The organism is Methylosinus sp. RM1 (assembly GCF_011378635.1).
Lineage (GTDB): Bacteria > Pseudomonadota > Alphaproteobacteria > Rhizobiales > Beijerinckiaceae > Methylosinus > Methylosinus sporium.
In genome coordinates, this window is record NZ_WOVC01000100.1 from 1 (window position 1) to 1,374 (window position 1,374).

Consider the following 1,374-nt stretch of genomic DNA (forward strand, 5'->3'; position numbering starts at 1 on the left):
AAAACGTATGGCCCGCCCCGTCTGCAAGGAGTTTTATCGAGAGCGCCTTCTGATGGGTCTGCGTCAACGTATCCGGCCTCGGGGCGAGCCCCCGGCCAAGATGGAGATACGCGCGTTCCGGTCCTCATAAAAGTCTCGGCGTCGAACGCCGTTTTTTGAACCAGGTTTCCAGAACGCCGTTCGACTATCAGTCAGGCCATCTTTCGATCCACCACCCGCAAACATCGTCGGACGATCAGCAGCACATGCGCCGAACGACCAGTCTCACGCCGCCAGGATCGCCTCCTTGTCGGCAAATGTTTCTCCACGCCGCAGCACCGCCCAGGAGATCCGCGCCAGCTTGTTGGCAAAGGCGACGACCGCGACATTCTGATGCACGCGGGCGAGCAGCGCCGTCAGCCACCGCCCGAGCGGCGTGTCGCGTTTGGCGGCATGGGGGAGCGCCGCCCGCGCGCCATGGATGAGTTGCCTGCGCAAATATCGGTTGCCCCGCTTGCTGATCCCGAGCAATTTCGGCTTACCGCCCGTCGTCGCCTGACGGGGGACCAGGCCGAGCCAGGCTGCAAGATCGCGACCATGCTCGAACGTCTCGGCCTTTCCGATCGCCGCCAACAAGGCCGAAGCGATCAGCGCGCCGACGCCCGGTATTGTCGCCAGTCGCCGGGCGTCCTCGTTCTCTTTGGCGAAAGCCGTGAACTCCGCGTCGAAGGCGGCGATGCGCTTGTCCAGCTCGCGCCATTGCGTGCGAGCGTCGTCGACGAGCCTGTACATCCGGTCGCTCAGAGTATGTCGGTTCCCTTCGTCCAGCAGGACGGCGAGATAATCCGCGAGATGACGTTTCCCCTTGGGAACGACGATTCCGCGCTCCAGAAGGATCGCCCGCAGTTGGTTGATCAGCGCCGTCCGTTCGCCGACCAGTCGGTCGCGAGACCGATGCAACGTCTGGATGTCGAGCTGATCCTGCGTTTTCAGTTCCACAAAGCGCATGGTCGGCCGCGTCGCCGCCTCGGCGATCCCTTCGGCGTCGCGATCGTCGTTCTTCTGCGCTTTCACATAGGGGCGAACATATTCGGGCGACATCAGCCGAACCTCGTGGCCATGAGCCGCGAAGACCCGCCCCAGATGATGAGCGCCGCAGCACGCCTCCATCGCGACGACACAGGCCGGCAGCTTCGGCGCCAAGCCGATCAGCGTCTCCCGCGTCGCCCGCCGCCGCATGATCACCGTCCCGGCCGCGTCGAGGCCAACGAGACTGCAAATATTCTTGCCGATGTCGATCCCGAGCACGGAAACCTTCGTCTTCATGACCAATCCCTCCGTTCTATCTCCGGCGAGCCTACTACGCCGGAAGGAGGGGCGGGCCATTCCATAAAA

The 1,374-nt window shown here is 63.5% G+C and carries 1 protein-coding gene; it reads right to left on the bottom strand.

Going from position 1 to position 1,374, the window contains the following annotated elements:
- Nucleotides 1-264: 264 nt before the first annotated feature.
- On the bottom strand, nucleotides 265-1,305 hold the full coding sequence (locus FMZ75_RS21075; protein WP_166146265.1) for an IS110 family transposase: 1,041 nt from the start codon (nucleotides 1,303-1,305) through the stop codon (nucleotides 265-267).
- Nucleotides 1,306-1,374 lie beyond the last annotated feature (69 nt).